Raw genomic sequence first — 1,678 nt, forward strand, 5'->3', positions numbered from 1 at the left:
TTAAAGGCTGGTGACATAGGGGTGGCACAAGATTGGTTCATTGAACTTCTAAAAGGGTCGGGTAGGCTTCTGCTTCACCCTGTGTTCTATTTATCTATATTTTTAGCAGCGTTCCTTGGATTATCGAGAGTGAAGCGGGAGCGGAAAAATTTCACTGTAAGGGCGAAGGATGCTTATTTTGAACTTAGGCAGCTGTTTCCACTAGGACTGCTGATTGGACTTATCATTTCGGTCGTTACTGTAGCTGCTGGCATTCCGATTCCATTTGCAGCGATCCTTTTAGTAGCCGCGTTCACGCTGCTGCTTAGCCTGACAACTGAAATCAGGCTGCTGGCACCTGCTTATACGATTGGCGCAGCTTTTTTTACCTTGATCTTTTTATCTGGTAAAAATATAAACATTCCGCTTATAGGCGATTCATTTGCTAGCCTCGATGAGAAAATCTATCCATCAATTGCAATTGTATTAGCATTATTGACGATCGGTGAAGGTGTGCTGATTTTACGAAACGGTAAAAAGGGAACATCACCAAAGTTAATAAAGAGTAAACGAGGCCAAACAGTTGGTGTTCATGAAGTAAAACGGTTATGGATGATCCCGGTATTTCTCCTAATTCCGGGCGATGTGCTGTCAATGCCGTTCGAATGGTGGCCGGTGTTTACGATAGGCGATAATACATATTCGTTGCTGCTTGTACCGTTTGCGATCGGGATGCATCAGCAAATCCAGGGCATGCTGCCGATAGAGGCGGTACATCAATTAGGCAGCCGGGTGATTGGTCTTGGAACCTTAATTACACTTGTTGCCGCAGCAGGCTACTGGTACCCGATAGTGTCAATCGCTGCTGCCGCGCTCGCGATCATTGGACGTGAAGCATTAACGTTAAGCCAGAGGATACAGGAAGACAACAGGCCGTTCTATTTTTCGAAAAAGAATCATGGTGTCATGATCCTCGGCATCATTCCACAATCACCTGCAGATAAAATGGCCCTAGGAGTAGGCGAATTAGTCACAAAGGTAAACGGGACAGCAGTCCATGATGAAAAGACCTTTTATGAATCACTTTCGCGAAACCGGGCACATTGTAAACTCGAAGTCCTAGACACAAACGGACAAATCCGTTTCGTGCAGAGGGCATTGTACGAAGGCGATCACCACGAACTTGGGATTCTGTTCGTACTGGATGAGAAGAAGTGGGACAGCGCAGTGGTTTAATGTTGTAGGTTTTCAAAATTAATTGGAAATTTGTCAGACTTAGTTGGATATATTGGCAAAATTCTTTGGAAAGCTTGTTAGTCCTTTGAGATAATTATCTCGAAGGACTTTTTATATTACAGATTGTGAAGCTTTACACTTAAACGAAGCAATTTAGTTGAAGAGTGATTTGTCTTTATATTTTACAATCGGTTCAGCTTACTGAACAAAAGGACAAAGAATCAGGATTGTTGTATTCCTTTTTTATAGTTGACAATGGAAAATTTATGAAATATAATTCGAATTGAACAGTGGTCAATAAGGAGGTATTCATGTCGCCAAGAAAAATTGTCCAACAAGAACTAACAAGAGAAATGATTTTGGAAGCCGCAAGAGACCTATTTGTGAAAAAGGGCTATCAGCATGTATCTATGAGACAAATAGCAAAAGAACTAGATTACAGTCATGGTGCCCTTTATTATCA

2 protein-coding genes are annotated in these 1,678 nt (G+C 42.0%); both read left to right on the forward strand.

Translation table 11 applies throughout. From position 1 onward, the window contains the following. On the forward strand, nucleotides 1–1,215 hold a 1,215-nt coding region (locus tag WB217_RS05340; protein WP_423991355.1), incomplete at its 5' end, for a PDZ domain-containing protein. 311 nt (nucleotides 1,216–1,526) lie between these two features. Further along, nucleotides 1,527–1,678 (forward strand): TetR/AcrR family transcriptional regulator (locus WB217_RS05345; protein ID WP_423991357.1); only part of this gene is annotated, 152 nt, incomplete at its 3' end.

It is taken from the genome of Mesobacillus sp. (genome assembly GCF_049588175.1).
Lineage (GTDB): Bacteria > Bacillota > Bacilli > Bacillales > Cytobacillaceae > Mesobacillus.